The organism is Micromonospora sp. LZ37 (assembly GCF_059359015.1).
On sequence record NZ_JCADBL010000002.1, the window covers coordinates 171,263 to 193,862 of the forward strand.

General features: G+C 67.0%; 21 protein-coding genes and 2 pseudogenes. 9 read left to right on the forward strand and 14 right to left on the reverse strand.

The genetic code is table 11. The features are described from left to right. Positions 1-11 precede the first annotated feature (11 nt). Both AC5L3Z_RS04895 and AC5L3Z_RS04900 read right to left on the reverse strand, forming a co-directional pair. On the reverse strand, positions 12-773 hold the full coding sequence (locus AC5L3Z_RS04895; RefSeq protein WP_494839856.1) for an ABC transporter permease: 762 nt from the start codon (positions 771-773) through the stop codon (positions 12-14). Then, positions 770-1,606, reverse strand: a complete 837-nt coding sequence (locus AC5L3Z_RS04900; RefSeq protein ID WP_494840607.1) for an ABC transporter ATP-binding protein — start codon at positions 1,604-1,606, stop codon at positions 770-772. Before AC5L3Z_RS04900 ends, AC5L3Z_RS04895 begins: the two co-directional genes overlap by 4 nt. Before the next feature lie 254 nt (positions 1,607-1,860). On the opposite strand from AC5L3Z_RS04900, the gene AC5L3Z_RS04905 reads away from it, so the two are divergent. Beyond that, entirely contained in the window at positions 1,861-2,283 is a 423-nt protein-coding gene (locus AC5L3Z_RS04905) for a transposase (RefSeq protein ID WP_494839858.1), read from the forward strand. A gap of 112 nt (positions 2,284-2,395) precedes the next feature. On the opposite strand, the gene AC5L3Z_RS04910 is transcribed toward AC5L3Z_RS04905, so the two are convergent. From AC5L3Z_RS04910 to AC5L3Z_RS04935, 6 genes are all read right to left on the reverse strand, one after another. Continuing rightward, positions 2,396-3,268 (reverse strand): alpha/beta fold hydrolase, encoded by an 873-nt coding sequence (locus tag AC5L3Z_RS04910; protein ID WP_334616628.1) that lies wholly within the window; start codon positions 3,266-3,268, stop codon positions 2,396-2,398. 448 nt (positions 3,269-3,716) lie between these two features. Further along, the gene (locus tag AC5L3Z_RS04915; protein WP_494839860.1) at positions 3,717-4,289 is read right to left on the reverse strand and encodes a TetR/AcrR family transcriptional regulator; all 573 of its coding nucleotides are present in this window, start codon (positions 4,287-4,289) and stop codon (positions 3,717-3,719) included. Between the two features lie 57 nt (positions 4,290-4,346). Further along, positions 4,347-4,748, reverse strand: a complete 402-nt coding sequence (locus tag AC5L3Z_RS04920) for a transposase (protein WP_494839861.1) — start codon at positions 4,746-4,748, stop codon at positions 4,347-4,349. A gap of 182 nt (positions 4,749-4,930) precedes the next feature. Further along, positions 4,931-5,995, reverse strand: coding sequence for a hypothetical protein (locus AC5L3Z_RS04925; RefSeq protein WP_494839862.1), 1,065 nt, complete (start codon positions 5,993-5,995; stop codon positions 4,931-4,933). 30 nt (positions 5,996-6,025) lie between these two features. Further along, on the reverse strand, positions 6,026-6,346 hold the full coding sequence (locus AC5L3Z_RS04930; RefSeq protein ID WP_494840608.1) for a PadR family transcriptional regulator: 321 nt from the start codon (positions 6,344-6,346) through the stop codon (positions 6,026-6,028). 1,256 nt (positions 6,347-7,602) lie between these two features. Beyond that, the gene (locus AC5L3Z_RS04935) at positions 7,603-8,037 is read right to left on the reverse strand and encodes a DUF6228 family protein (RefSeq protein WP_494839863.1); all 435 of its coding nucleotides are present in this window, start codon (positions 8,035-8,037) and stop codon (positions 7,603-7,605) included. 468 nt (positions 8,038-8,505) lie between these two features. On the opposite strand from AC5L3Z_RS04935, the gene AC5L3Z_RS04940 reads away from it, so the two are divergent. Further along, positions 8,506-8,844 (forward strand): hypothetical protein, encoded by a 339-nt coding sequence (locus AC5L3Z_RS04940; RefSeq protein ID WP_494839864.1) that lies wholly within the window; start codon positions 8,506-8,508, stop codon positions 8,842-8,844. A 462-nt stretch (positions 8,845-9,306) separates the two neighbouring features. Here AC5L3Z_RS04940 and AC5L3Z_RS04945 read toward each other — a convergent pair whose 3' ends face one another. Continuing rightward, positions 9,307-9,870, reverse strand: a complete 564-nt coding sequence (locus AC5L3Z_RS04945; RefSeq protein WP_494839865.1) for a dihydrofolate reductase family protein — start codon at positions 9,868-9,870, stop codon at positions 9,307-9,309. 341 nt (positions 9,871-10,211) lie between these two features. On the opposite strand from AC5L3Z_RS04945, the gene AC5L3Z_RS04950 reads away from it, so the two are divergent. The 3 genes and pseudogenes from AC5L3Z_RS04950 to AC5L3Z_RS04960 form a co-directional block, all read left to right on the forward strand. Beyond that, positions 10,212-10,745, forward strand: a complete 534-nt coding sequence (locus AC5L3Z_RS04950; protein ID WP_494839866.1) for a hypothetical protein — start codon at positions 10,212-10,214, stop codon at positions 10,743-10,745. A gap of 231 nt (positions 10,746-10,976) precedes the next feature. After that, complete coding sequence (locus AC5L3Z_RS04955; protein ID WP_494839868.1) at positions 10,977-11,678, forward strand: hypothetical protein; 702 nt, start codon at positions 10,977-10,979, stop codon at positions 11,676-11,678. Positions 11,679-11,744: 66 nt separating this feature from the next. Then, a pseudogene (locus tag AC5L3Z_RS04960) lies at positions 11,745-12,078 on the forward strand (helix-turn-helix domain-containing protein); the annotation flags it as partial. 365 nt (positions 12,079-12,443) lie between these two features. Here AC5L3Z_RS04960 and AC5L3Z_RS04965 read toward each other — a convergent pair. Next, positions 12,444-13,331 (reverse strand): winged helix-turn-helix transcriptional regulator, encoded by an 888-nt coding sequence (locus tag AC5L3Z_RS04965; protein WP_494839869.1) that lies wholly within the window; start codon positions 13,329-13,331, stop codon positions 12,444-12,446. 25 nt (positions 13,332-13,356) lie between these two features. On the opposite strand from AC5L3Z_RS04965, the pseudogene AC5L3Z_RS04970 reads away from it, so the two are divergent. The 4 genes and pseudogenes from AC5L3Z_RS04970 (at position 13,357) to AC5L3Z_RS04985 (ending at position 17,494) form a co-directional block, all read left to right on the forward strand. Then, positions 13,357-14,594: pseudogene (locus AC5L3Z_RS04970) on the forward strand (MFS transporter). 668 nt (positions 14,595-15,262) lie between these two features. After that, positions 15,263-15,556, forward strand: a complete 294-nt coding sequence (locus AC5L3Z_RS04975; protein ID WP_494839871.1) for a hypothetical protein — start codon at positions 15,263-15,265, stop codon at positions 15,554-15,556. A gap of 388 nt (positions 15,557-15,944) precedes the next feature. Continuing rightward, on the forward strand, positions 15,945-16,703 hold the full coding sequence (locus tag AC5L3Z_RS04980; RefSeq protein WP_494839873.1) for a hypothetical protein: 759 nt from the start codon (positions 15,945-15,947) through the stop codon (positions 16,701-16,703). A gap of 278 nt (positions 16,704-16,981) precedes the next feature. Then, on the forward strand, positions 16,982-17,494 hold the full coding sequence (locus AC5L3Z_RS04985; RefSeq protein WP_494839874.1) for a hypothetical protein: 513 nt from the start codon (positions 16,982-16,984) through the stop codon (positions 17,492-17,494). 390 nt (positions 17,495-17,884) lie between these two features. Here AC5L3Z_RS04985 and AC5L3Z_RS04990 read toward each other — a convergent pair whose 3' ends face one another. The 4 genes from AC5L3Z_RS04990 to AC5L3Z_RS05005 are packed head-to-tail and all read right to left on the reverse strand — an operon-like array spanning position 17,885 to position 22,565. After that, positions 17,885-19,408 (reverse strand): glucoamylase family protein, encoded by a 1,524-nt coding sequence (locus tag AC5L3Z_RS04990; protein ID WP_494839875.1) that lies wholly within the window; start codon positions 19,406-19,408, stop codon positions 17,885-17,887. A gap of 52 nt (positions 19,409-19,460) precedes the next feature. Then, positions 19,461-20,348 carry a carbohydrate ABC transporter permease gene (locus tag AC5L3Z_RS04995; protein ID WP_494839876.1) on the reverse strand — a complete coding sequence of 296 codons (888 nt, stop codon included), beginning with the start codon at positions 20,346-20,348 and terminating at the stop codon, positions 19,461-19,463. 10 nt (positions 20,349-20,358) lie between these two features. Continuing rightward, positions 20,359-21,291: a carbohydrate ABC transporter permease gene (locus AC5L3Z_RS05000; protein ID WP_494839877.1), complete on the reverse strand. Its 933-nt coding sequence runs from the start codon at positions 21,289-21,291 to the stop codon at positions 20,359-20,361. A 2-nt stretch (positions 21,292-21,293) separates the two neighbouring features. Further along, positions 21,294-22,565: a sugar ABC transporter substrate-binding protein gene (locus AC5L3Z_RS05005; RefSeq protein WP_494839879.1), complete on the reverse strand. Its 1,272-nt coding sequence runs from the start codon at positions 22,563-22,565 to the stop codon at positions 21,294-21,296. Between the last annotated feature and the right edge of the window lie 35 nt (positions 22,566-22,600).

Here is a 22,600-nt window from a genome sequence, read left to right on the forward strand (position 1 = left end):
ATGACCGGTCGTCAACTGATTCTGCGGCGGTAGATGGTCATAGCGGCGCCGTACGCGACGATGAGGAGGCCGGCGCACCAGGCGAGGGCGATCCAGATGTCGCCACTGACGTGCTGCTGGGCGAACAGGTTGCGGATCGTGTTGACGATGGCGGTCACCGGCTGGTTCTCGGCGAAGGCGCGCACCGGGCCGGGCATGCTCTGCGTGGGCACGAAGGCCGAGCTGATGAACGGCAGGAAAATGAGCGGGTAGGAGAACGCGCTCGCGCCGTCCACGGATTTCGCGGTGAGGCCCGGGATCACGGCGAGCCAGGTCAGGGCCAGCGTGAACAGCATCACGATGCCGGCGACTGCGAGCCAGGCCAGCGCGCCGGCCCCGGAGCGGAAGCCCATAACGAGGGCGACCAGCACCACCACCACAAGGGAGATGAGGTTGGCGACCAGCGAGGTCAGCACGTGCGCCCACAGCACGGACGAGCGTGCGGTCGGCATGGACTGGAACCGCTCGAAAATGCCACCTTTCATGTCCAGGAAGAGCCGGTACGCGGTGTAGGAGATGCCCGAGGCGACGGTAATGAGCAGAATGCCGGGCAGCAGGTAGTTCACGTAGCTGTCCGACCCGGTCTGGATCGCGCCGCCGAACACGTAGACGAACAGCAGCATGAAGGCGATCGGCATGATCGCGGTGGTGATGATGGTGTCCGGGCTGCGGCTGATGTGGCGCAGGGACCGCCCCAGCAGGACCGCGGTGTCGCCGAAGAAATGTCTCTTCATCGAGGGTCCTTGACTGCTTGTGCCGTCGGGGTGCGGGCGCCTGCTGTGCCGTCGTCGCCGATGATCGTGAGGAAGATGTCCTCGAGGGTTGGCTGCTTCTCCACGTACTCCACCGTGGCGGGCGGGAGCAGCTGCTTGAGCTCGCCGAGGGTGCCGTTGGCGATGATGCGCCCCTGATGCAGGATCGCTATCCGGTCGGCCAGCTGTTCGGCCTCGTCGAGGTACTGCGTGGTGAGCAGCACCGTCGTGCCCTGCCGGGCGAGCTCCCGGACGGCCTGCCACACCTCAAGGCGCGCCTGCGGGTCGAGCCCAGTGGTTGGCTCGTCGAGGAAGATCACCGGTGGGTTCCCGATGAGGCTCATCGCGATGTCGAGGCGGCGGCGCATACCGCCCGAGTACGTCGACACCTTCCGCGTGGCCGCGTCGGTCAGTGCAAATCGGGCCAGCAGGTCGTCCGCGATCTGGCCCGGATTCGTCAGGTGCCGCAACCGGGCGACCAACACCAGGTTTTCCCGCCCGCTCAGAATCTCGTCGACGGCCGCGAACTGCCCCGTCAGGCTGATCGACTCCCGCACCTTCGCCGCCTGCGTGGCGACGTCGAAGCCGTTGACCGTGGCTGCTCCCGCGTCCGGCTTGAGCAGCGTGGACAGGATCCGCACGACGGTGGTCTTGCCCGCTCCGTTGGAGCCGAGCAGGGCGAAGATGCTGCCCCGCGCCACGTCGAAGTCCACGCCGCGCAGCACATGTAGCTGTTTGTATGACTTCTCCAGGCCCTGGACCTCAATTACCGGCTCGGGAATCCGCCCGGTTGTCATGTGAGGATCTTTGGACATGACGCCAGCATGCAGGGTTGACGCTGCGTCAAGGTCAAGCCCGTGCCTGGCATCAGGCCAGATCGTCCGTACGAACTTCTGGGACGGCGTCACAGCTGACCCCACCGCTCGCTCATCGGCTTTTAATGACGTCACGACCGCAGCCCCGGCAGGGCTAGGCCGAGGTGACCGGCGAGCCGCTTCCTCATCGGCTGCCCGCCGAGGTGACGATCCCACCGGCGGCCACGTAGTCCTCCCCCGGCTGCGTCCGGCACATGATCGCCGCCCTGGACCTGGCCACCGGGCGGCTGCACTACCGCATCCGTGACCGCAAACGCTGGCGCGAGTTCCTGAGCTTCCTCAAGACCCTGCGCCGCCGCTGGCCCGACCAGAAGCTCTATCTGATCTGCGACAACTTCTCCCCGCACAAACACCCCGAGGTCCGCGCCTGGTGCGCCGCCAACCAGGTCGACCTGGTCTTCCCACCGACCTATGCGTCATGGCTGAACTGGATCGAAGCCGAGTTCGCCGCCGTGCGGTACTTCGCCCTCAACGGCACCGACCACCGCAGCCACGCCGAGCAGGATGCCGCCATCGGCGACTACATCCGATGGCGCAACCAGCGAGCCCGACCGAAATCCAGATTCGCCGCCGGCTCCAAGATTCGCCACCCGGATTACCCGTTCAAGGCTGCATGACGAGGCACTAGCTGCGAAGCTCTCGGCCGGCACCTTTTCTCCGGCTTCGCCACAATTGCCAGAGAAGTGCACGATGTTTGCAGCTGCCCCCCCTGGAACGGGCACCGCGCGGTCATCGGAATGAGGCACGAATCTCCTCAATGGCCAGCTCCGGGCTTTGCAGGTGGGCGTAGTGTCCCACATCAGGAAGAATACGGATGTTCGCGTTAATCCTTTGCGCGAACTCGATCCCCATTTCCTTCTTGATAAAGTTGTCCTTCTCGCCCCAGACGACTTTCACGGGCGTTTTGAGCTTGTCGATGTTCGCCTCAAGATAATCTTCATCTCGCGTAAAATGGGAGTAGTAGTGGTAGAAGGCGTCAGGCGGTGTCATTCCGCCATGGCTCCATGCGCGGGAGACGTCATCCTTGAACTCAGCCGAAGCCTCAAACTGCGCTTCTTTGGGAATACCTCCCTTCAAGGCGGTGTCGAGAAGCTCCGCACTGGTCCTGCTTTTGTAGCCGGCGAGCGTCGCACTTGCTGAGGGTTCCGACTTCAGACTTTGCAATCCGTCGTGCATGTACTGAGGCCTGTTGAACGGCGCGAAATCACCAACAATGATGGTCCTGGCGATCTGCGGATCGTCGAGAGCTGCTAGCAGGGCCGGGAGAGCTCCGATGTCGGTCGCATAGATCGTGAGCGTCGATGTCGCGATGTTCGCCTTCTTGATGTAGTCCTGCAGAACACGCGCATAATCTTTGGGCGAGTACGAAAACTTGTCGGCCGGGGGCCGCGATGAAAGACCATAGCCTGGCCAGTCGATGGCATGGACTTCGTAGTCCGTGGACAGCGCCAGGGAAATGTCTTTCCAGGCACACAGCGTCTCCGGAAATCCATGCAGGAGAAGCACAGTTCCCTTTGGCGTGGTGGTCTGCGCCACCATCCTCCTGAGCGTGATGTCTGGATCGACCTGGACGTACCCGATGAGTTCGAGTTTGTAATCCATTGCTTCAGTTCCTAACTTAGTTGAGGTATTGGTAGTGCAAGTTTGAGCTCAAGGTTTGGGCTCATGACATTGGCGGTGTCCCACCCGCTCGACGGCGGGAGTTCTTGTGCTTTTGTGGGTCACCCCTGCCAGCGACACACTCGTAACCGAGTCTGCTCAGAACCTATTCCCGGAGGTTCTTATGCCGGTCGTTTCCCAGCCGGTTGGACGGGCGTGGGCGGAACACGCAGCAGAAGCTGGCCCGCATCCCGTCGCGGCGAGTGACCTAGCGGAGACCGAGGAGGTCCTCGCTCCAGAAGGCCGCCATGACCAGTAGAACGGAGAGGACGACGCCGCGGCGGTAGCGCGGTTGTTCCTGGAATCTTCTGCCGCATGGCACCCAGTGCAAACGCAGACTGGAACCTGGATAGCAGAAATTGGCGGCTTTGCGTGCCCCATAGTTTCCACCTCAGGTGGTCCTAGGTGAGCTGTTGAGGACCATGGAGGCGAGTTCTTTGGCGAGGCGGACCGCGTCCGGGTGGGTGTCCAGTTGGGAGTTGGCGACGGCCCCGTCGTAAAGCAGCCCGAGGCGGGCCGCCACATCGGCAGCGTCAGTGAATCCTGCTTCTTTGCCCAGGGCCAGAAGGGTATCGGCGAGCCAGTCCCGGAAAGTACGGAGGGCTTTGGCTTCTACGCTGCCAGGGAGGGCTTCGGCGTTTGCGTTGGCGAAGGCGCAGCCCCGGTAACCTGGGGCAGCAACCGCTTCGTTCAGGGCGTCGAAGATTGCCAGCAGTTTTTCGATTGGATCTTTCAGGCCTTGCTGGTGCCGGGCGATCCGGTCGCGTCGCCGCTGATCCCTGCCTTCAAGGTAGGCGGCCACCAAGTCGTCCTTGCCCGAGAAGTTGTAAAAAAGCGAGCCTTTGGCAACCCCCGCCTCTCCGATCACTTTGTCGATCCCGACCGTGTGGACACCCTCGGAGTAGAACAAGCGGTCAGCAGCCTCGAGGAGGCGCTGCCGTGCAGACGGACGCGTTGAAACCATGCACCAAGACTATCAGACAGATCGGTCTAAAAATAGGTTGACTTTGCTAGTGCCTCGTCATGCAGCCTTGAACGGGTAATCCGGGTGGCGGATCTTGGAGCCGGCGGCGAATCTGGATTTCGGTCGGGCTCGCTGGTTGCGCCATCGGATGTAGTCGCCGATGGCGGCATCCTGCTCGGCGTGGCTGCGGTGGTCGGTGCCGTTGAGGGCGAAGTACCGCACGGCGGCGAACTCGGCTTCGATCCAGTTCAGCCATGACGCATAGGTCGGTGGGAAGACCAGGTCGACCTGGTTGGCGGCGCACCAGGCGCGGACCTCGGGGTGTTTGTGCGGGGAGAAGTTGTCGCAGATCAGATAGAGCTTCTGGTCGGGCCAGCGGCGGCGCAGGGTCTTGAGGAAGCTCAGGAACTCGCGCCAGCGTTTGCGGTCACGGATGCGGTAGTGCAGCCGCAGCATCATCTGGGACTCGGCAACTCGTACCGGCCTTGTCGCGCTGCCCGGGGTCCCTCCGTCGACTGATGCGCGACACTCGTTCGCCAACTGATCTACGCCGACCTCAGCGCGCTGATCGCGGCTACCTATTGACTGGTGCTACGACCGCAGCCAGGCCAGATCCGTGCACTTGGCCTCGGCTGAGTGCGTCAGCTGGGCGCGAGGGTTTGGTCAGCTGGCTGCCGGTAGGGCAGCGCGGCGAGGCCCAGCGCGAGGGTCAGCATGAGGCAGCCGAGCAGGAACGGAAGCGACATGGTGGGCTGGCCGAGCCATTCCCACGGTAGATGCCAGCGGAGATGTGGCTCGCTCAGGTGGTGCGACAGCATCAGCGGCGCGCTCAGCAGGATCGGTGCCAACCACAGGAACATCGCGAAGCCATACAGGAACCTCGCCAATCCTTGGGCCAGCGGGTGGCCCCCTTCCGTGCGTCTGCTGGCCCAGCCGAATAGGCACCAGCCGCTCAGCGCGCCTAGCACGAAGGCGACAACGCCAGCGGGATACGCGCTCCAGGGCGTCGACCGGGTCATGGCGAAGTCCATCCTCGGGGTCGTGTTGTCGGCGTTGATGTGTACTTCAAGGATGTTGTCGCCACGTTGCGCGTACAGGGTGATGTTGGAGGGTATTGAGGAAGGATCGCATCGCGAGCCGGGAATGCAGTCGTACGAGTTGGAATAGATTTCTTCGGTGTAGTCCCATCCGGCCGCCTGGAGCCGCTGCCTGAGCTCTGCGAGGACGCGCGGGCGACTGTCGGCCGGCAGTTGTTCGAAGGACGCGCCAAGCCCGGCCAGCGAGTATTCGCCGCCGTCACCAAACAGCAGCTCGGAAGCGAAGCTCCAGCTCAGTGGGCTGCCATAGATCATGAACACGGCGGGCGGGTCGTTCTTGTCTATATGGCTCACCTGCTTGTCCGGATAGAGCTGGCTGACCGCTGCGGCAAGCTCGTTGTGGTCAAGCGGGCGGGAGCCGAGCCAGGTGAGCCAGGTGCCGAAGGATGCGGCGAACAGACCGCACGCCACCGTGAAGACCGATGCCCAGACGACCACGCTGCGACTTGCTGGTCGCCCGAGGCGGGCGCGCAGACCGTGGCGTACGAAATTCGTCGCTACACGCGCACCGCGGCTGGTGGGTGCAATGTCATGCACCGTCTCGAGGATTTCGGGGCCGCGCTTCCGGCGGTAGTCGCGCGGATAGGCCAGCAGTAGCCAGCGGTGCATGGATTCTCCCAGGACCTGTGACAGTAGGGGTCAGGCGTGGTTAGGCCGTAGGGCGCGCAGCCGGGATTCGGCGGCGGACGCGAGCTGGCGCAGCCGCTCTGTCTGGCGAGCGAGCTCGGCGCGACCGTCGGTGCGCAACCGGTAGTAGCGGCGCAGCCGGCCGTCAATGACCTGCTCGTGGCTGAGCTCCACTAAGCCCTGCGCGACCAGCCGGTCCAGGGCGGCGTAGAGGGTTCCCGGCAGCAGGGTGACGCGGCCACCGGACAGGACGGCGACCTCCTGGATAATCCCGTAGCCGTGGCGCGGCTCGTCAGCTAGCGCAGTCAGGATCAGAAACGTGACCTCGCGCATCTCAGTCACCGGGGCAACATATATTGCTGATCAATCCATCGTCAACGCTTGGCGGGGAAAGCGGTTGGCCGCACGCTCTCGCCCACCCGCGCGATCGCTGTTTCATCCGTGATCCCGGTGCCAACGACGCCAATCTGCTGGGCTACCTCGCCTCCATAGCGGCTGCTCACGACTCATCGGCGAGGTAACGAGTCAGCCAGTCATGCCATGCGCTCTCATCGACATGAGAGGACCTTGCGACGGCTGCGTCGCACATCAGTTGTCGAATCACGTTTGCGCTGCCCCGGAGGGGCGACGGCGCGGAGGGGCGACGGCGCGGAGCGGGAGGAGCTGGTGCAGCGCAACGCCGCCAAGTCGGTCCGCCCGCCGGCTATGAGGCAGATCGAGCGTCGCGCCCTGGGCGTGGACCAGGCCAAGCGGTTGCTTGATGTGCTGCGGGGTCATCGCCTGGAAGCGTTGTACATCTGTACCCTGACGGTCGGGCTCCGTCGCGGGGAGCTGCTCGGCCTCGCCTGGTCGGACGTCGATCTCGACGCTGGCACCCTGACCGTGCGGCAAACCGTCCAGCGAGCGGATGGCCGGTTGCAACTCGTGGCACCCAAGACGGATCGGTCCCGGCGGACTGTTCCGGTGCCGGCGGAGACCCTCGGCCTTTTTCGCGCACCGTCGACAGCAAGCCGCGGACCGGTGGGCGGCGGGCCAGCAGTGGCAGGATCCCGGCCTAGTCTTCCCGTCCAAGGTCGGTAAGCCGATGGACCCGGACCACATCGACCGGACGTGGCGCAAGATCCGGGCGGCGGCCGGACTCGACTGGCTGCGGCTGCACGACCTGCGGCACGCCTGAGCGACGTTCCTGCCCGTCTCCGGCGCCTCACCCCGGACGGTCATGAAGGTGCTCGGGCACAGTCAGATCGGGTTGACGATGAACACGTACGCCCATGTCCTACCGGAGATTGAGCGGGCCGCCGTGGACAAGGCCGCGAAGCACCTCTTCGGCTGACCTGCCTGTACGAATGGCTTGTACGGGTGCCGCGGTGATCGTCTCGACCGGGAGCGGGAAGCCGCTGACCTGCGGTGACGTGTGTGCGCCCGGCAGGATTCGGGCCTGTGGCCTTAGGATTAGAAGAAGATCGCGGATGGATGGTCGGGTGCTCCGCCCCTGGTCAGTTCGTCTGCCATTGTCGGAGCAGCATCGGCGTTGGTGGGCCATCTCGGCTGTACGGATGGCTGTACGAGCGGGTGAGGCCTGGCTGCGCCTACGTGCGGAGGAAGTGTGTGAGGTCAGCGGCAAAGCGGGTCATCTCCTCCCCTGCTTCGAGAACGAAGACGGCTCTAGCGGACCAAGCCGTGTCGTCCCAGCCGGGGACGGGAGCCCGAAGAGTCACACCCAGCGACACGTGGCCTCGACCGTCGTGCCGGGCGTCGATCACAAGCTCGCGTTCCATGGATATCCAGGTACGGGTGCCGTTCCAACCTTGCCAATCGGCTGCGAGCCTCCCAACGAAGCCAGGCAGCGTCGTCTCCAGGGAGGCGTAGATCCCGTCAACCTTGGCGACTGTCGACGCGGTCATGCCCTGCTCGTGCAACTCCGTCGCGATCGTGTAGACGTAGCCGTCGCCGTACGGATCCTGCGGGGGGTGAACAAGCCACCGCTGGTCGCCAGACGTGTGAAGGACGAACGGTTCGCTCATAGTGGCTCGCAGTATGCCCATTCGGCGGTGGCCCGGCCTCCCTGTTTCCGCGCCGGGGAGTTCTGGTCCTCCGCCTGATGGCTGCCGCAGCCAGACGCCACGCCGCCCCCTCACCGGGATCGGTGCCAAGAACTGCGGCGCCCGGTCGGGGTCAAGGGTGACCGCAGGCCATCGGCGTGCCGACGCGCAGCGCCCTTGACGCCGGGCGGGTGGCGTAGAGGATCGGGCACGGGATCATCGTCGCGCCTCCGGGAGTACCGACAGCCAGGAACAGCCCGTCCGCCGGCCAGCACTACCCGCCGCGCGGTGGTTACCGCCTTTGAGGCGGATCCCGCACCGACGCCCGTCGGACCCAACCCCTACCCTGGACCCCACGCGTTCCGCTCCCCCTGTCCAGAGGTGATCGACATGTCAGCCAGGCGTTAGTCCCGCGCACGGTGCGCGGGCAGCCGAAGGGCAGGTCGTCACATGGCCCGGACCGACATCCACCGACCCGAACGCGTGCAGCAGCGGGACCCGCTGGTGCGCCACTGGTTCACTGACGTTCACGAGCCCGGCCGCGGACCGTGCGACCTCGACGAGTTCCTCGCCGCCGACCGCTGGATCCGCACCCGCTGCTACCGGCAGGCGTCGACCCATGCCCCGAACCTGTGCGGCTGCCAGCTCTGCACCTTCCAGCTGTACCGCAAGCTCACCCACCGCCAAGAGCGCATCGCCTGGCGCACCATCCGCCGCCAGCTGCTCGCCGAGCACCGCGGCGGGCACCACGACCTCGACGTCCCGCCGATCCGCGGCAAGGCCTGGTAGCGAACCAGGTCTTTGACGGTCGAGGCCATCTGAGCGGGTCGACGGTCAGACGTATTGATGGCGCAGCAACCTGAGCGTCGGCTCCGCCGGACGTGGGCCGCGCCTTTGGCCCACGCCCGGATGCACGTCTGGGCATCCGAGATCATCGGGCCATATCGACCATCGATCGGCGGCAAGATCGCTTCCCGATGGGCCCGATGTCCGGGCCACGTCGGTTTACTGGTCAGGAACGAGTGGCGGTCGCTCATGCTGGATTCCTCCCGTGCCGATCGAACGGATGCTGGCGGAAAGGACGCGTGGTCGTGCTCCTACCCGCGGCTATCAGTGCGCGCAGTCACGGGGCGGCGTGTCTTGTGCCATACGCGGTCTGTGATCCGGGACGGGTATCACGATCGCCTCGAAACACAGCGCCACGAGATCCTTGGGCGGCCCGAAGCCCGGGCCGATCCGAGGTTGGGGTACTCAGCGCCTGGTCTCGTACCTGGTCAGGACCACGCCGCCAGGGAACGTCCGGGTCTCCACCAGGGTCAGGTTCACCCAGTTGTCCAGGGCCGCAAAGAACGGCGTGCCGCCACCTACCAGGACCGGATGGGTGACGATCGCGTACTCGTCGATCAGCCCGTCCCGCATGGCCACTGCGGCGAGTGTGGCGCCGCCGATATCCATGGGGCCGCCGTCCTCGGCCTTGAGCCGGGTGATCTCCGTGACCGCGTCGCCGTTGACCAGGCGGGTGTTCCAGTCGACCGTGCTGGTCGTCGAGGAGAACACCACCTTCGGCATGTCCCGCCAGCGGCGGGCGAACTCAATCTCCGCCGGTGTGGCACCCGGCTGCTGGTCGGCGGTCGGCCAGTGAGAGCTCATCGTCTCCCACAGTTTGCGCCCGTACAGCGCCATGCCTGTCGCCCTCACCCGGTCGGACCACCACTGGAACAGCTCGTCGCTCGGCACACCCCAGCCGAGGTCGTCGCCGGGCGCGGCGATGTAGCCGTCCAGGCTCAGGTTCATGCCGAAGGTCAGTTTTCGCATGCTTTCAGCCTCCCGTGAGTCGGTACTCGGCGTACAGACCAGCACGGCGCGGAAGAATCATCGGTCAGGCCACACCGAGGGCCGGTTCACCACCACGCCAGGACCCCGTAGCGCCAGGACGGCGATGCGATCTTCGCACTTATCTCTAGACCACCGTCAAGCAACACCTGGGACGGATTCGTCAACCATCAGGTGGGACTCGACAATGACCGTCGCCGGATTGTCGTGTCACGGGACATGCTTGTCACTTGCGTCCCATCAGATGCTTGACATGATCCATACCGGTTGATCGTGTGGCTTGCTGAGCCGGGGAGACGGCTACCGCGGGGAGGCTGAGGACGGTGGAGGCGCTCGACGTCCTGGCAGCGTTCGGCTCCACTGGCCGGGTCGGCCTTCTTCATCCCGGCGCCCGTCTACGGGAGGTCGTCGCCGCCTACGGCATGCCGTGGGACATCGGGCGGATCGACAAACGCCACAGGTGGCCGCACCTGTACTCCTACGGTGACGTCGAGTTCGTCGTATGCCGCTGCCGGATCATCACCTCAGTGACGGTCCAGACCTGGCGAGGGACATTCGAGCTTCCGAGCCAAGCACAGTCTGGCGAGGTCATCGCCCTGCCCGCACGACTGACCTTCGCTCAGGTGGCCGACGCCCTGGCCGCCACCAACTGCCAGTGGGAACGGCTCACGCCGATCGAGGGACAGTGCGGGCTGCGCACCCTGCCCCAACGCGTCGACTTCACCTTCGTCACCGACGACGGACTCGATCCCCTGTTGCACGTTGCAGGCACCTGGGCCCACGAACACGACTGCATGCCGGCGGCAGCCGTCGAGGCTGCCTTCGCCGACGACTTCCCACCTGAGCAGGCCGACTGACCACCGCCTCAGGTGCGGTGGTCCTTCGCCGCTTCTAGGCCAACCGTCGAGCATGTCCTGGGACGGATTCGTCAAGCGTGTGGTGGGACTAGACAATGACCGTCGCCGGACGTCTGCCCGCCGAAAGGTGTCTCGTAACTCACCGCGCTCAGATCATGGCACGTAGGAGCGCCCGACAAGCCGCATCGCGCGCCTCGTACAGCTTTGCACCGGCGCTCTACACTCCGGCTCGTGTCGATTCGCGATCTCCGGCTGGTGAATCAGCTGGGTGCGGCGTATCTGGCCGTGTTGACCGTCGTGTCGGCGCTCAGCGGCGCATTGGTCGCGACCACGTGGATCCGGGCCGACAGGGTGGCCGCGCCGGGCGCGATCCTGTGGTGCCTCGCCTTGGTGGCGGCGGTGCTCGTGACCGCCCCCGCACAACCTCCTCGCATGGGCCTGCTGTCCCTGGCGTGGCTCTTTTCCGGGCTGCTCATTTTCGCCAGCGCGATGGGCCTCTACACCGCCGTCCTCGAAGCGCGCGGCGAGCAGGTCGAGGCCACCGTGACACAGATACGCGACGGTACCGAGAATGGGCGCCACCTCTACTACGCGCTGGCGGACCCGGAGGGAACACGCATTCCTGGCGAGCTGGGCGCGTGGCCGGGCGCGGAGATCGGTGCGAGCCACAATCCCGAAGGCGAGGTCGGCGCGCGGGTCACGGTGATACGGGATCCGGGGGGCTTGGGCGATCCCCGCCTGCCGGGCGACGTCGATGGTTCGGCCGCGGTGTCTATTTGGCTCGTGGTCTTCGCCATGACCGCTGCGGCCTGCATGCTCGCCGGACGACCGCTGATGGCGAAGCCCGTGGTGCGCCGTCCTCGCGAGACTTCCGAGACCGGACGTAGTCGAGCCCGGCGTCGGCGGCGCAAGCGACGCTTCCGTCGGTCCTGACCTCGCTAGAGGTTGTCTCGTAACCCCGGCGTCTGTCTGCTGAGGACGCCCGGCCGAGATGCCTGGGTGCAGGTGAACTCCGCAGCCCGCCCGGGGTGGATCTTTCCGTTCGCTGGTCTACACCGGCGCAGTTCCGGCGGCTGGCCACCGAGCGCGGCGGTGGTGGCATCACTGACGGCCGGCCGGGCCGGCAGTGGGCCCTCGACCTCGCCGACCGGGTGCTGCTGGTGGCCACGTACTGGCGTACCAACCTGACCATGCCTCAGATCGGTCCGCTGTTCGGGTGTCGCACTCAGCCGCACACCGGGTCATCGACAGCCTCGGCCCGCTGCTGGCCCTCGCCCCGGTACGCCGGCGGCCGGTCGACCAGATCGCCATCGTCGACGGCACCCTGATCCCCGACTTTCGCTCGCCCATGGGCCCGTTTCGGAACTGCGAGAAAGCGTTGCCGGGCACCGGGTTGGTCCTCATGCGGCGATGGCGATGTTGTGCGGTACCGATTGGCGTCCTCCGGAACCTGGTCCTCACCGACGACGCCGGCGAAAAGGGCGCCCTGCGGCACACCGGCAACACGCTGCCTCCGGGGCGAGCACTCGGGAGCTGATGCAAGGGATGGGCCACGCGAGCTCGCTGGCCGCGTTGATCTACCAGCACGCGGCCAGCGAGCGGGACCGCGAGCACCGCCAACGAGTACCAGTTCCCGCATCGAACCGGCAGCCCGCAGAGCATCTATGGGCAGCGCTCGCAACACACTTGGCGGCCGTCCTACCCGGCGCCCTGAACGTGGTTGCGTACCAGGCGCAGCATCTCGTCGACCGAGCCGGCCGGATCGGTCACAGGGAACTGGACGGCGCGCACCACCGCGGCCGGGTCGAGCAGCAGCGTGGCCCGCTTGAGTCGGTCAGCGCCGGCGGCTCGGAAGGTGGGCAGCAGCAGCGCCGCGGCGAGCCGCCCGTCGGCGTCGGAGAGCAGCGGGAACGGCAGCTCAGCATGTGCGGCGAAAGCAGCCAGCTGGTCCGGACGCTGAGTGCTGACCCCGTGGATCCGCGCACCCACGCTGGCGAAATCAGCGGCCCGTGCGGCATAGGTGCTGGACTCGAGCGTGCAGCCGGGGGCGCCGGGGATGTCGGCCCAGTACGGAGGGAGGCCCTGTACGCCGGGTACGAACGCGCCGGGGAAGCAGTAGAGCACCGTCCAGGCATCCGCGTCAGCCGGCGGCACTGATACGCCGTCGTGGCGTACCAGGGTCAGCTCAGGGAGTCGGCGGCCGACGAGGGCGTGCACCCGGCGCGTCTCCGCCGACCCGGCCGCCGCCGTGGCGGTGAGCGACCCGTCGCCGAGCACGTGCCGGTCGCCCCATTCCTGCAGCGCGATCAGCACCGGCAGCAGACCCTCGCCCTTGGCGGTGAGCAGGTAGTCGTAGCGCGGCGGGCGATCTGTGTACCGCCGGCGGTGCAGCACGCCGTGCTCGACGAGCGCGGCGAGGCGCTCGGTCAGGGCGCGGCGGCTCATCCCGAGCCCACGTTGCAGGCCATCGAAGCGGGTCACGCCGCCGGCGATGTCGCGGACGAGCAGGAAGGTCCACCAGTCGGTCAGCACGCCGAGGGATTGCGCGATGCCGCAGTGCGCATCGGCGAGGTCGACTCTTCTCACACTCACCACTATAGTCAGTTCCACTATGGAACTGACGACTTTCTGGCGCTGGTGGATCGCCGGCACGACCGGTCATCTCGGCTCGGCGGTCGGCGCGGTGGCCCTGCCGCTGACCGCGCTGACCGTGCTGGACGCGTCGGCCTTCGAGATGGGTCTGATCACGGCAGCCGGCTATCTCGCGTACCTCTTCATCAGCCTGCCGGCGGGGGTGATCGTGCAGCGCGTGCCGCTGCGCGGCATGCAGGTCGCCCTGGATCTGATCCGGGCCCTCGCCATCGCGTCCGTCCCCTGGCCTGGTGGTTCGACGCCCTGACGGTCGCCCAGTTGGTCGCGGTCGCCTTGGCCGTGAGCTTCGCCAACGTGCTGTTCGACGTGGCGAACCAGACCTTCCTGCCGGAGATCGTGCCGGCCGCGCAGTTGCAGGCGCGCAACAGCCTCAACTCCGGCACGCACGCCGCCACCCAGCTGGGCGGGCCATCCCTGGGCGGACTCGCGGTGCAGCTGCTAGGTGCGGTGCCGACGCTGTTCGTGGACGCCGTCAGCTACCTGATCTCTGCCGTGCTGCTGCGCACTCTCCCGGCCCGGAAGGTGCTGCGACCGGCCGAGCGGCCACCGATGGTCACGATGATCCGCGAGGGCTGGCACTTCGTGATCCGACACCCGATCATCGGCCCGGCCATGTGGGACGCCACCGCGACGAACTTCGTCTGCGGCGCGATGCTCGCCCTCTTCCCGTACTACCTGGTACGCGAGCTGGACGCGTCGCCGCTCATGGTCGGGCTGCTGCTCGCCGCCGACGGCCTCGGCACGCTCATCGGCGCCGCGCTGACCACCCGGTTCACCGATCGGATCGGCACCGCGCGCGGCCTGATCGTCGCGGCCTTCGTCGGCGTGGCTGGTGCCCTCATCATCCCGCTGGGCACAGGCACGGCCGCCTACCTCGCCTTCGCCGTCGGCAACATCATTTTTGCCGGCTCCAGCGTGGTGCTCAGTGTCACCACTCGCACCTACCGGATGCTCGCCAGCCCGCCGGAGCTCCTGTCCCGGGTGATCGCCACGGTCAAGTTCGTCTCCTGGGGCGCCATCCCGCTCGGCGGGCTGCTCGCCGGCGCCCTGGCCGGGCCCCTCGGCACCCGCACCACTCTGCTCATCTTCGGAGCGCTCACCCTGCTGTCCCCGATCATCTATCTGTCGACCCCGATCCGCCGGATGCGCGACCTGCCGCTCGAGGCCGCCCCGGCACCCGCCGACGCCCGGGTGTGAACCGCGCGACCGAACGAGTGGGCCGCCACAGCGACGCGCTCGTTCTTGCGACCGGCCTCAGAAGTCCATCTCGCCGCCGCCCGGGCGCCGGCCGGAGCTGGGCTGATCCGGCCAGGAAAGCGGTTACCGCGAGCCAGCGCGACAAGCTCGCCGATCGAGTCCAGCGCCAGCTCCGGGTCACCGCTGCTGACGAGCCGGTTCACAAATTGCACATCGGGTCGATCGGCAGCGTCGAGGTATGCGGCAACCAGGCACGCTGCGCTGGCCGGGCACGCGTGGCCCGGCGATGGGCGTTGCCACCTTGTCAAGCACCCAGGAGGCGGCGCCTTCAGGGCGGCGCCTCGACAGCCCAGACCGCGTATGCGGCACGCCGCTCAGAGGGGTCAACGACCAGCTCGCCGCGGCTGAACCGGCCGGATGTGGACGCATCCGCCGAACATGAGGCTCGCAGCTGGACGCTGGGCGGCTGAACAACTCGTACGCTGCCCGCTGAGCCACGCGACCGCCGAGGTGGCCCGGTGGAGCGCCTATGGTTGCGCGCGCATCTCGAGGACGATCCGATCGCCCGCAGCCTGATCTATCGCGTTGGTGGCTCACGGGACGGCGTGGTGACGGTCCCCACGAACTGACCTCTCCTCGCCAGGAACGTTGTGAGATCCGATGGGGGTGTGAACTCGGTGAACGGCCCACCCCAGGGCGCCATCGTGGCGATGGCGTCGCGAACTCACCCTGCAGCGCCGCCTCGCCTGACCCATGTCCACATCAGCCACCGGCGAGGATTGATCCACAACCCACCGGACGCCGCCCGTGCCGTCTGGCACGACGCGGTCACCGCGCCTCAACGGGCTGCCCCAGCGCTATGGTTTGACACCAACCTGCACCCAGCCAACGTCCTCACCGCCGAAGGCACCTTCTGTGGCGTGATCGACTTCGGCGACCTCCGCGCGGGCGACACGGCATAGGACCTCGCCGCCGTGTGGCTCCTGCTACCGGAAGACACCACCGACCACCTCTACGCGGCCAAATCGGCGACGCCGGCGTCCACGGTCGCCGAAACATCCCTCGCCGCTACCGTGGCTGCTCAGAGTGAGGATGCCGCCGGGGGCGCGTGCCATTGCCCCAGCCGCGGGCGCGGGGCACGGTGTCCCGGGCCGGCTGCGCTGACCCTCAGCTTGGGAATCGGATTGATCTACACACCAAGTAGTCGCGTTGCCGGGTGGATGAGCACGGAGCGTTCGTAGCAGGGCCGCTGGGGCGCTCGTGTGGGCTGGTGTTGACCGCTGCATCGGGCACGCGGGCACGGCATGCGCTGCTCTGCGGCACCAACGGCCCGATCTGTAACCTCTTTGCGTGATGACTACCCACCCCACGGGCGAGCCGGCGTGGGTTGGTCCGCCGCTCGATCCTCGTGCACTGCTTCACGGCACGGACTGGGCCTCGCTCTGCCACGCGTATGGGCCAGCCGGGGATACGCCGTCGACGCTCACCAAGCTGATGGACGACGAGCCCGCAGTCAGAGCCGACGCGCTGGAGCACCTGTTCAACACGGTGTACCACCAGAACAGCATCTATTCAGCCACCGTACCAACCACCCTGTACCTCGCGGCGATCCTGTCCGAACCCTACGCCGCCACCGCCCTCGTCGATGAGCGGATCCGCTATCGGGCCGTCCCGCCCCGTCCGCTGCGAGTGCTGCTCCTGGACGGGCTTGGCGGAATTGCCGCCGACGTCAACGAGGCCGTAGTGGCACAGTTGGAACGCTCCGGCTTCTCCCTGGACGGCTACCCGGCAATGGCCGAGCTCCGCGCCCAGCGCCCCGTAATCCTCCAGGCCGTCTCCGCCTTCCTGCACGACCCTGATCCTGCCACCCGGCACGCGGCCGCAATCGCGGCCGCGCTGCTCCTCGACAGTTCCGACCTAATCCGCCGAGCGGACCTTCTTCCCTTGATACATGCGGCGATAGCCGAAGCCACCGATGAGCGTCATCGTGACCGCGCCACCGACATTCTTGATGCCTGTACTACAAAGACCGAAACCGCGGCACCGCCTTCTGTTGGCCCGCACCAGGGAAGCCAGCCCACCGGCCGTACCACGTCAAGCTCATTTTGACGGCTCGTCCGGGCGCCGGTGTCGGGACCGGTCATCGCGCGGCGAGGCCGTGGTGGGGATGCGCCGCGCGCACTCCGGCAGGCTCCTGGCCTGCCGGTGACGCCGACCCGAGGGGGCGCAGAGGCTCCGGGGTCAAGGGAGGTTTTGGTGCGGCCGGCAGCGCCTGGTGCGGCCCGCAGGACCATCGCGCAGCGACGCGAAGCGCCCTTGACCTTGCAGGGGGCGTCACCGCACAACGCGGCCGGCAGCCGGATGGACCATCAGGGCATGCTGAGCATATGTACGTCCCCTGGCGGACCAGCGTCGACGTGTTCGCGCAGATCCTGCGGCGGCACGGCGTCGAGCAGGACTCTGTGACCGATTTCGGCGCGGCGTGGGCTGCGTTCGCTGAGTTCCTGCAACTGGACATCGACGGCATCGACCCGACTCCGGACTCCGACGCCGATGGCTTCATCATCCAGTGGGGCCGACGGTCATGGAGCGACAACCGCCTGATTCTGACCTTCACCCGGCAGCTGGCCATCGCTGGTGTCGGTGACGATGACGATCCCTACCGCCAGACTGAACTATGGCAGCTCGGTTTGGAGATGGCCTTCGACGATGAGGCCGCTCTGATCGGCCTTGAAAGCCTCGACGTTCAGGACACGGGGTTCAAGTTCGCTCCCACCGGGCCACTACGGGCCGCAGCGCTGAGGGATACCTGGGCGGAGATGCAACGGCATGCGCCTGTCCGAGCAGCCTGGACCGCGACCCCGGCGAGTAGCGGCTTGTCCTTCGAGTGCGTTTGCTGACTCCAGGCTCCCTACCCGCGCCGGCCTGATCACCAGCTCGACGAGCGCGAAAGGACACGACCCATCGGCGGGAAGTGATACCACCGCGACTCCGCCACCGGCGTCAGCCGCCCACTTGGCGGTGCCAGGAGACACGACGAGGACCACTGGCGAATCAAGATCCACGGCTGGTGGTGCTATGTGGTCGCCCCAGGGCTCGGCGTGCAGGTCAGCGGGAGGCCGGGTGGGCCGGAGCGTCCCGCTCACGTCGCTGCGACGGGAGACGGGAGCCTCACAGGTGGACCGCGCGTCGCTGCGGGGAGATGCGCCGGAGCATGCGAAACGTCGGCTGGGCTGATCCTGCGGTGAAGGGCGGAGCCGACTCCACCGCAGGATCATCCAGACCCGGAATCAGTCGTCCTGTCGCTGCGGCACGGAGAACTCCTCCATCCGCATCAGCGGCGCCAGGCGCTGCTTCATGGCGCCGCCGCTGAACGGTTCACGCAGCACGTCGTTGGCGAGGGCGTTGCCCAGCGCTGCCATGATCATGCCTTGGTCCAGGGACAGGTAGCGCTCCGACGCCTGCCCCGTGGTCACGTTGATGGCGTCATAGAAGCCGCCCGGACCGTACGCGTCGAAGTCCCGCCGCAGTTTCGCCAGGTTCCGCAGGGCCTCGTCCTCGGCGTAGCGCAGCGCCAGGAACGAGGCGTGCGGAGTCACCACACCCTGCCCGTACGCGGTGGGCAACGGCTGCGCCGGCCGGCACTCCCCATACCCGTAGTCGACGGTGGTGCGCTCCTGGTCCGAGGTGTATCCGCCGGCGTCCATCCCGATCGGGTCCACCCCGTACTCCCGATACCCGCCCGCCGGGTTGTTGGACGGCGAGAACCCCCAGTACCCGTAGCCGGCCTCGCGCAGTCCGTGCTCGATCTGCGCCCGCACGTACGTCGGGTGGTTGATCGCCCAGCTGCGGCGGCCCCACTTCTCCTCCGGCACGAACAGCGGCACCATCAGCGCCTCGAACATCGACCCGCCCCAGGTCGGCACGAGCTGCATGCCTCGGTAGCGGTAGGCGCCCTCGAACAGCCGCACGCCGAGGTAGGTGCGCCACTGACCGACGGCCCGCTGCTCGGACCACGCCCAGTCACAGCCCTCCGGGGGGAAGGTCCGCCACGTCCCGAAGTAGTGCTCGCGGGGAATCTGACCAGCGGCGATACCGAGGTAGCTGGCGATGCGCGGCTCGGTGTTGAAAGCGCCGTAGTGGTGGCAGGTGTAGTAGACGTCCGGGCCGCCCCGGTAGTTGCCCGCGACCGAGCACCCCGGCGGCGGGTCCACCCAGAAGCCACCGCGGATCTGGCGTTCGGCCGGGTTGTAGTAGTACCCGAAGTCCATCCGGCGCAGCAGCGCCTGGGCCGGCGCCGCCAGCTCCGGCACCTTGGCCTTGACGATCGTCAGGGCGGTCGCGAGCCATCCGTTGTCGACGCTGGACAGGAACGGGTGGACCGTGCTCTCGTCGACCGGCCACGTGGTGAGTTTCGCTCCCGTCGCCGGGTCGTACCAGTTGTAGTACATGCCCGAGGCCTGGTGGATCTCCAGTCGGGCCAGCGTGTCGAGGGTCTTGGCGATGCGGGCGCGGGCCTCGCCGGCGGAGATGAGCCGGGTCTCCCTGGCGACCACGGTGCTCCACAGGTAGGCGCCGATGTTGGTCGGCGAGGTGTACGCCGAGCGGCCCGCCGGGTCGAGGTCACCGCCGATGTTGTCGGCGACCAGGCCGGTGGCCGGGTCCACCATGGCGACGAAGGATCGCCAGGTGTCGGCGGTGTAGCGGTGCAGCTCGGCGTTACGGCCCGCAGTGGAGTGCGGGGCCGGGCCGGTCGGGGACGGTGGTGCGGCTGTGGCCGCGGGCGCGGAGGTGACGACCAGTCCGAGAGACATGATCATTCCTGCCGCGACCGTGAGGCGGGATCTGGGTCGCACGGAACACTCCTCACTTGAGGCCGGTCATGGCGATGCCGTGCACGAAGTAGCGCTGCAGCAGCACGAAGATGAGCAGGATCGGCAGGATGGTCGCCACCGAACCCGCCATCAGCAGGCCGTAGCGGGTGCTGTTCTCCCCGATGGCGTACAGCGCCAGGGCCACGGGGAGGGTGTACTTCTCCTCGGACTGCGCGACGACCAGCGGCCAGAGGAAGTTGTTCCAGGTGGCGAGGAACTGCAGGATCCCCAGCGTGGCCAGGGCAGGCCCGCACAGCGGCAGGATCACCCTGGTGAAGATCCTGAACTCTCCCGCGCCGTCCACCCGGGCCGCGTGGATGAGGTCGTCGGGCAGGCCGAGGATGAACTGGCGCATCAGGAACACCCCGAACGGCTGAGCCAACCACGGCAGAATGAGCCCGGAATAGCTGTTCACCATGCCGAGTTGACTGACGAGCATGAACAGCGGAACGAACGTGACCATGCCCGGCACCATCAGCATCCCGAGGACGAGCGCGAACACGACCCGCTTGCCGGGGAACTGAAGCTTCGCCAGGGCGTAGCCGAGCATCGAGCAGAAGACCAGGTTGCCCACGGTGATGGCCAGGGCCACCACCGTGCTGTTGAAGAAGAACTGCGGGAAGTCCAACTGGGTCAACAGTTGGCGGTAGTTGTCCGTTGTCGGAGACGCCGGTAACCAGGTGGGCGGTACCTGTCGAAGCTCGGCGTCGGGCTTGAACGAGCCGAGCAGCATCCAGACGAACGGACCGACGAGGAGTACGAGGCCACCGGCGAGGACGGCATACACCCACAGGTGCCCCCGAGCCTCCGACGTCGAGGTGCCTGACCGGCGCGGTGCGGGGGTGGACGTGGGCGCCGGCGTCTGTACGGGAGTCGTCATGACGTTCCCCCTACGTCTTCGACCGGAGCAGCCGGAACTGCACCAGCGTCAGGACGAGAATGGCGATGAACAGGACATAGCTGATGGCCGCGGCGTAGCTGTAGTTGCCGAAGCCGAACTGGTTGTAGATGTAGAAGGCCACCGACAGGGTCTTGTCCAGCGGGCCGCCCTGCGTCATCACGAACGGCTCCTCGAAGAACTGCAGGTATCCGATGCCGGTGATGACGCCGCCGAAGAGCAGCGTGGGCCGCATCAACGGCAGCGTGACGTGGCGGAACCGCGACCATGCGTTGCTGCCGTCCATGGCCGCCGCCTCGTACAGCTCCCGTGGGATCGCCTGCAGCCCGGCCAGGAAGATGACCATCAGGAACCCCATGTTGCGCCAGGCTGCCATGACGATGAGCGCGGGCATGGCCGTCCTGGTGTCGGTGAGCCAGTTCGGCCCGTCGATGCCGAGGTAGCCGAGCAGCGTGTTGACGATGCCGCTGTCCGGCTCGAGCAGGAAGCGCCAGACGACGGCGATGGCCACGATGCTCGTGACCACCGGCAGGTAGTAGCCGACCCGGAAGAACGTCCGGAACCTGGTGATTCCGGCGTCCAGGCCGACCGCCGCCGCGAGCCCGAGGACCATCGTCAGCGGGATCCCGACCACCACGAAGTACGCCGTGTTGAGGGCGGCCTGCCGGAACGTGTCGTCGCCGAACAGCTTCACGTAGTTGTCCAGGCCGATCGGGTTGACCCCGAGGGGGTCGCGCAAATCGGCGCTGCGCAGATCGGTGAAGCTCATGGCGAACGAGGCCAGCACCGGGCCCGCCATGAACACCGCGAAGACGAGCAGGAACGGAAGCGCGAAGCCCCAACCCGCGACGCCCTCGCGGCGCCTGACCCTGGCCCGCCGGTTGCCGCCGGTGCGCGTGGGTCGCTGCGCGGTGGCGGAGGCCACCGTCAGCTCCCGGTGCCGATGGAGGAAGCCTTGGCCTGCATCTCCCTGGTGGCGGTGGCGGGATCGGCGACGCCGCGGACCACGCGCTCGATGCCGTCGTCGATCACGTCGGCGACCTGTTCCCAGGTGGCGATCGCCGGTGCCGACTTCGCGTCCTTGAGCTGCTCACCGAACGCCTTCAGGAACGGGTCGTCGGCCAGCTTGCCGGACTGCCAGGACTCCTGCACCGACGGGAGGCTGCCGACCAGGTCGTACAGCTTCTGCTGGGCTGCCGGGTTGGTGAGGAACTGCACGAACTTCCAGGCCGCGTCGCGGTTCTTGGAATCCTTGAAGACCACCAGGTCGGAGCCGCCGATGAAGGACGTGCCCGCCTTCTCGCGCGGCATCTGCGCGACGTCCCACTTGCCCTCGATCGCCGCGCCACCCTGCTCCCGCAGGATGCCCATGTGCCACGGGCCGGAGACGAAGGCGCCGATCTCACCCTTGACGAAGCCGGTCTCCATGGCGCCGGGCGCCAGCTGCGTCGGCGAGAGTCCCTGCTTGAAGAAGGAGGCGTAGTACTCCAGCGCCTTCTGCATCTCCGGGGTGTCGAGGGTGAACTTGCCGTCCTGCATGATGTCGGCGCCGGCCTGCCAGGCGAAGGGCATGAAGGACTGCCACGAGCCCGTCCCGCCCGGCTGCAGGTAGGCGCCCCACTTGGCGCCGCCCCTGGCCTTCATCCCGTTGGCGAACTCGGTGAAGCTCTGCCAGTTGGTCGGCTTCTGCACGCCCGCCTTCGCGGCCAGGTCCTTGCGATGGAAGATCAGCCGGGTCTCGACGTACCACGGGACACCGTAGGAGGTTCCGTCGACGACGGTGGTGTTCCACGCGCCCTCGAAGAACTTGCTCTCGTCGAAGAGCCCGGTGGGGGTGGGGTCGATGGCTCCCGTCTTGGCGAACTCGCCCATCCAGGTCGTGCCCATCATGCTGACGTCCGGTGTCTGCCGACCCGCGATGGCGGTCGCGATCTTGTCGTGCGCCGCGTCGAACGGGAACGACGTGACGTTGACCTTGGCATCCGGGTTCTCCCTGGAGAAATCGGCGGCCAGCTCGGTCAGCTTCTCCCCCTCGGCGCCCATCGCCCAGACCGTGATCTCGCCCTTGGCCTTTCCAGCCGCGATCTCCTTGCCGGCGGGTTGCCCGCCGGAGCCAGAGCCGCCCTCGTCCCGGCCGCAGCCGGTCACGCCCAGCGCCAGGGCGACCACCAGAGCTGTGGCATACCTCAAGTGCTTCATAGCCCCTCCTTCACAATGTGGTCGCCACCGCGCGC